This window comes from bacterium (assembly GCA_018830565.1).
In the GTDB taxonomy this organism is placed as follows: domain Bacteria; phylum UBA9089; class JAHJRX01; order JAHJRX01; family JAHJRX01; genus JAHJRX01.
The window spans coordinates 1-5,471 of record JAHJRX010000002.1 but is presented as its reverse complement, the minus strand read 5'-3'; the positions used below and the strand labels follow the sequence as shown (position 1 = coordinate 5,471).

9 protein-coding genes are annotated in these 5,471 nt (G+C 36.8%); all 9 read left to right on the top strand.

All coding sequences use genetic code 11. The features are described from left to right. A partial coding sequence (locus KJ849_00125) for a hypothetical protein (protein MBU2598984.1) occupies positions 1 to 536 on the top strand: 536 nt, incomplete at its 5' end. 161 nt (positions 537 to 697) lie between these two features. Beyond that, complete coding sequence (locus tag KJ849_00120) at positions 698 to 1,213, top strand: hypothetical protein (protein ID MBU2598983.1); 516 nt, start codon at positions 698 to 700, stop codon at positions 1,211 to 1,213. A 91-nt stretch (positions 1,214 to 1,304) separates the two neighbouring features. After that, positions 1,305 to 2,033, top strand: a complete 729-nt coding sequence (locus KJ849_00115; GenBank protein MBU2598982.1) for a PAS domain-containing protein — start codon at positions 1,305 to 1,307, stop codon at positions 2,031 to 2,033. Positions 2,034 to 2,101: 68 nt separating this feature from the next. After that, on the top strand, positions 2,102 to 3,073 hold the full coding sequence (locus tag KJ849_00110) for a response regulator (GenBank protein ID MBU2598981.1): 972 nt from the start codon (positions 2,102 to 2,104) through the stop codon (positions 3,071 to 3,073). A gap of 132 nt (positions 3,074 to 3,205) precedes the next feature. After that, complete coding sequence (rplU, locus tag KJ849_00105; GenBank protein ID MBU2598980.1) at positions 3,206 to 3,514, top strand: 50S ribosomal protein L21; 309 nt, start codon at positions 3,206 to 3,208, stop codon at positions 3,512 to 3,514. A 4-nt stretch (positions 3,515 to 3,518) separates the two neighbouring features. Further along, positions 3,519 to 3,848, top strand: a complete 330-nt coding sequence (locus KJ849_00100; GenBank protein MBU2598979.1) for a ribosomal-processing cysteine protease Prp — start codon at positions 3,519 to 3,521, stop codon at positions 3,846 to 3,848. Between the two features lie 12 nt (positions 3,849 to 3,860). After that, complete coding sequence (rpmA, locus tag KJ849_00095) at positions 3,861 to 4,115, top strand: 50S ribosomal protein L27 (GenBank protein ID MBU2598978.1); 255 nt, start codon at positions 3,861 to 3,863, stop codon at positions 4,113 to 4,115. An 8-nt stretch (positions 4,116 to 4,123) separates the two neighbouring features. After that, positions 4,124 to 5,383 (top strand): GTPase ObgE, encoded by a 1,260-nt coding sequence (obgE, locus tag KJ849_00090; protein MBU2598977.1) that lies wholly within the window; start codon positions 4,124 to 4,126, stop codon positions 5,381 to 5,383. 16 nt (positions 5,384 to 5,399) lie between these two features. Beyond that, positions 5,400 to 5,471, top strand: a 72-nt coding sequence (locus KJ849_00085; protein ID MBU2598976.1) for a DUF1967 domain-containing protein, incomplete at its 3' end; no start/stop codon positions are given.

The following is a 5,471-nucleotide window of genomic DNA, read 5'->3' as shown; positions in this document are numbered from 1 at the left end:
TTGCAAATCAGGCTACGGATAGACCAGAAACCATGAACCGCATTGAAAATTATTTTGTAGAAACAGACACTGGGTTTTCGGGAGTTCCTTACAAAAGGGCTTATCTTAAAGATGTTATTTCCTACATTGGTGGACAATGGATGATTTTGACAAGGGAATGTTGTGAATTCATTTGTAATAGTGGTGAGGTGAAAAAGTTTGAGAATTACTATCTTCATACGTTAATACCAGATGAATCGTTCTTTCAGACAGTGATGATGAATACCTCATTTAACGGAAAAATAGTAAATGACGACAAAAGAGCTATCGTTTGGATACCAGACATAGGCATTAAACTTCGCTCGAAAACCTTTACGGAGAGTGACACTAAATCTTTAATCGCAAGTGGAAAAATCAAACTACGCCCAAAAACTTTTATAACACAGGATCTTCCATTTCTATTTGCAAGTAATGCACTCTTTGCTCGTAAATTTGATGAAAATATGGACTCAAACATCTTGGACGTCATGGAGTCAAATTTTCATATCTACAACTAATCACAGACGAAAACAAAATCTCAAATGATAGCCTTAATCAATACAATAGGGAAATAGGGGACAGATACCCATTAAAAGTCTAACCAGTCGCTGCAGTTGACGGCGAGTACGCCGCAACTGAGCTTTATCGTTAGCCTTACAAAGAAAAGGAGAAACAGCAGATGACCCTATCAACAAAGACTCCGTTGGCACCATCGCAGATTGCGGTCGAGTTCTTGAATCCTCAAGGGCAGCCACTCAAGATCTCTGACCTTGGGTCGGAGTTCATGAATGCGAATGGGATCGACCTATCCGTCGGCAATCGGCCATTTCAGATCGCAATCGAGAAGCGTGATAGCAAGGCGGGAAATTCGTTCTACGAATACTCCCAGAATGGCGTTCCCTTTCCTGACGGGCTTTCAACATTCATCAGGGTCGAAGGCGCTATCGTGCCCTTCGGGCGAATTCATCCGTCGCATAATGGGTACCCAACGCGTGAAGGAACCACCCAAGTCATCATCGGAGGTGTGCTCTACAAGGTCACTGTCTACTTGACCGAGGCGAAGACGCCGTACTTTGTAAAGGTAATCGCACACAAGAAGCCTGAGTCCTCCGGAATCACGAAGGCACAACTTTCGCCCCGAGGTGGCAAGATCGTACTCTATTCTCCAAGCCCAGACGGCAAGGTGCCAAGATAAATCCAAGACCTTGAGAGTGAGCGTAAGCTCATGAAATGGGAAGAAAGGGGACGCAACCGCCGCTCAGCCAAACCGTTAGACGGTTTCAACATTGCAGTGGCAGAAACTTAATTCTTGTGGTATAACTACTTATAATTTAATGGAAAATAAAGTTTATTTCAGTCAAGCAGAAGAACTAACTACTACCTTAATTAACATGATCAGCCAAGGATTATTTTGCCTTGATCTTGACGGCTCAATCATCTTTTGTAATCAACAATTTAGTCAAATATTAAGATATCAGGTTTCTGAGTTAGAGGGAAAAAAGATCTCTTCCTTTTTTAGTCCAAGGAATTATTCTACCTTCCGTAAAACCCATAAAAATGTCTTAGCTGGAAAATCCCAGTCATTTGAAGCTATCTTTACCAGAAAAGACAAAAAAATAATTCATACTCTTATTAACCACCAGCCTCTCTTTACCAAAGAAGGTCAACTAAAGGAAAGCCTGGGCTTAGTTACTAATATTACTTCCTTAAAAAAAACTAAAGAAGAATTAAGAGAAACTAAAGATAAATTAAGAAAAACTAAAGAAGAATTAGAAAACCAAATTAAGATGGCGACCATAGAGCAATTCGTAGCCAAAGTTTCTCATGAACTTCGAAATTCTTTCTCAGTCGTAAAAACATCTATCTATCTCATTGAGCAAAGGGTCTCCAAGAAACTTCCCCAAGAGGTAAAGATTAAAGAATATTTAAATTCTATGGAACAAGTTATCTCAAAAAGCACCAGCTTGGTCAATAATCTACTCGATATCTTAAAAAAAAGAACTTTAAATAAATAAGAAGTAGAAGGGGGAAAATGAGAAATGAGAAAGTGGGAAGCAAGAAGTAAGAAAGGGAAAGTAGATTTATGATTAAAGACACAAAATCAAGGCATATCTTAGTTACGGATGATGAAGATCTAGTCAGAAAGCTACTTAAAGAATTATTAGAACCGGCAGGCTATAAAGTAACCTTAGCTAAGTCAGGAAGAGAGACTTTACAGAAGCTTCAAGAGGAGATACCTCATCTCTTAATTCTGGATTTAGCCATGCCCGACATGAATGGCCATGAAACCTACCAGCAAATACGAAAAAATATATTTTTTCGACATCTTCCTATTATGATGCTTACCGGAAGAGGTACTTTTGAGGATAAGATTAGCAGCTTAAAACAAGGTTGTGATGAGTATCTAGAAAAGCCTTTTATTCCTGAAGAGCTTATCGTAAGAGTAGAGGCCATTATTAGACGAAATTGCCTTAGACTTGATGCTAACCCCTTAACTCATCTTCCAGGTAACAATTCAATCTATGAGGAACTCACCAAGAGAATAAAGACCAACGAACCTTTTGCTTTATGTTACTTAGATATCGATAACTTTAAATCCTTTAATGATATCTATGGTTTTAATCAAGGTGATGAGGCAATCAAGTTAACTGCTTGCATTATCTTTGAAGCTACGGCAGAGCTTAATCTTAAAGATGTCTTTATTGGCCATTTAGGGGGAGATGACTTTGTCCTCATCATTAATCCTGAGGTAATTGATTTAGTCTTGACCAAAATATTACGTTCTTTTGATGCTAAGACTCCTCTTCTTTACTCTAAAGAAGATAGAAAGAGAGGCTTTATTATTACCACCAATAGATGTGGCAGGAAAGAGTCCTTTCCTATGATCTCTTTATCGGGAGGCGTGGTTACTAATATTGAAAAGAATTTTACTCATTATGCGGAAATAGTTAAAATTGGAGCAGAGATTAAGCAATATGCTAAAAGCTTGCATGGTTCCATCTATGTGATAGATAGAAGGAGAAAAGAAAAAGAACTACTACCAATTGAAACATGAAAAAAGGACATTTCTATTTGACGAAAAATAGGACATTTCTATTTGTGGCTAACAACCCACTTTTTATTTCTTGACAAAAATATTTATTTGTAATAAGATTTAAGTTTGATATAAAATTTGAGGAGGATTATATTGTACGCCATCGTAGAAACAGGAGGAAAGCAATATCAAGTCAGTGAAGGTGTTAAGGTCAGAGTTGACCACTTAAAGACTCCTATTGGCAATCTAATAGAGATTAAAGAAGTAAAGATGGTTCAGAACGAGGAGTCAATATTAATAGGCGAGGTTTTAAAAAATGCCAAAGTAGAAGCTTTGGTCTTAAATCATCCTAAGGGGAAAAAAATAATCGCCTTCAAATACAAAAGAAGAAAAGATTATCGAAGAAAAGTAGGGCACCGGCAGTTATATACAGAGCTTTTAGTCAAGAAAATAACCTACTAAAAGCATGATCCAGATAAAGGTTGATAGAGATCAAAAGGGGAAGATTATTGCTTTTTCTGGTAATGGTCATGCTTTTTATGATCAACCAGGAAGAGATATTGTTTGTTCTGCAGTCTCAACCTTATTTCACCATACCATTTTAGCTTTAGGTAAGTATTTAAATATCAACTTACTAATTAAAAAAGATCAAGAACAAGGAATCTTAACCATAAAGATAGGAGATTTAGCTCCAGAACTTAGAGAAAAAGCAGATCTTTTATTAGAAACCTTGTACTTAAGTCTGGTAGAGATAAAGAAACAATATCAAGAACATTTAGAGATAGTGAATAGTTAGAAAGGAGAAGATATGGCTCATAAAAAAGGGATGGGAAGTTCTCGCAATGGAAGAGATAGTGCGGGAAAGAGATTAGGTGTAAAAAGGACTCATAATCAGTATGTCACTGGAGGTTCTATCTTGGTTAGACAAAGAGGGACTAAATTTTTTCCAGGAATTAATGTGGGCAGAGGAAGCGATGACACTCTTTATGCTAAAGTAAGTGGACATGTTTGTTTTAAAACCAATAATCGAGGTAAAAAAGAGATTAATATTGTTGTCTCCTGATAAAGTTTATGTTTGTTGACCAGATTAAAATAAAGGTGTGTGCTGGCAAAGGTGGAAATGGTTGTGTCAGTTTCCATCATGAGAAGTATAAACCTTTAGGGGGACCAGACGGAGGCAATGGAGGCAAGGGTGGCGATGTAACCATCAAGGGAAATTTTAACTTAAAGACTTTACGGGACATTCAAGATAAGAGGTATTACCAAGCAGGAAAGGGAGAGCAAGGTTACGGAAATAATAGCTCTGGCCATAACGGGAAGAACCTTTTGATCGAAGTTCCTTTGGGAACACAAATTTACGATTTACTTACTCAAGAATTAATTGAGGATATTACAGAAGATCAGGAAGAAGTAGTAGTCGCTTATGGAGGTAAAGGAGGCAAGGGGAATGCTAAGTATGCCACCAGCTCCAGACAAACTCCTAAATTTGCTCAAAAGGGAGAGCCAGGGGAAGCTAAAGATTTAAAATTAGTCTTAAAGCTTATTGCCGAAGTAGGTATTCTTGGTTATCCTAATGTAGGAAAATCGACTTTACTTTCTAAGTTGACTAAGGCTAAACCAAAGATTGGAGAATATCCTTTTACTACTTTAACCCCTAATTTAGGAGTAGTCAACCCAGAAGAAGAAATTTCTTTTACCGTGGCTGATTTGCCAGGAATTATAGAAGGAGCTTCGGAAGGTGTTGGCTTAGGAGATCAATTTCTTCGCCATATAGAACGGACAAAGATATTAGTTCACCTTGTAGATGTTACCGACTTAGAAGTAGTCAAAAAATACCACATTTTAAATCAAGAGCTAAAAACTTATAACCAAGAACTAATTAAAAAACCCCAACTTTTAGTGGGAAATAAGATTGATCTTCTTAATCAAGAAGAGATCAAAGAAGTTAAGAAAATATTTAGTAATTTAAAAAAAGAGATTATCTTCATTTCTGCCCTAAACCAAAAGAATATTAAAATTTTAATTAAAAAGATTGGCCAAACATTAAATAAAATTCCTACTTTGCCTAAAGAGACCATCCCCAGATTAAGAGTTAAAGAATATAAATTAAAACCAGCTTTTCAAATTCACAAGGAAGATAGATGTTTTATTATTGAAAGCGAAAAACTTCAAAGAATTATCAAAGAAGTAAATTTCGAAGATCTTTCAGTAATTTCATACTGGCACCATCTGGTAGAAAAGATGGGTATTGATAAAGTTTTACGAGAGATGGGTGCGATGGAAGGAGATTTGGTAAAAATAGGAGATCTGGAGTTTGAGTACTATCCATAGTCCTTTGGTAGAAAAGATGGGCCTTGATATAACTTTACGAGAGATGGGTGCGGTGGAAGGAGATTTGGTAAAAATAGGAGATCTGGAG

Bases quoted from the DNA above. Each gene is read 5' to 3' on its own strand.
- KJ849_00120 (MBU2598983.1), top strand. From the start codon at position 698: ATGACCCTATCAACAAAGACTCCGTTGGCACCATCGCAGATTGCGGTC.
- KJ849_00110 (MBU2598981.1), top strand. From the start codon at position 2,102: ATGATTAAAGACACAAAATCAAGGCATATCTTAGTTACGGATGATGAA.
- KJ849_00100 (MBU2598979.1), top strand. From the start codon at position 3,519: ATGATCCAGATAAAGGTTGATAGAGATCAAAAGGGGAAGATTATTGCT.
- rpmA (MBU2598978.1), top strand. From the start codon at position 3,861: ATGGCTCATAAAAAAGGGATGGGAAGTTCTCGCAATGGAAGAGATAGT.
- obgE (MBU2598977.1), top strand. From the start codon at position 4,124: ATGTTTGTTGACCAGATTAAAATAAAGGTGTGTGCTGGCAAAGGTGGA.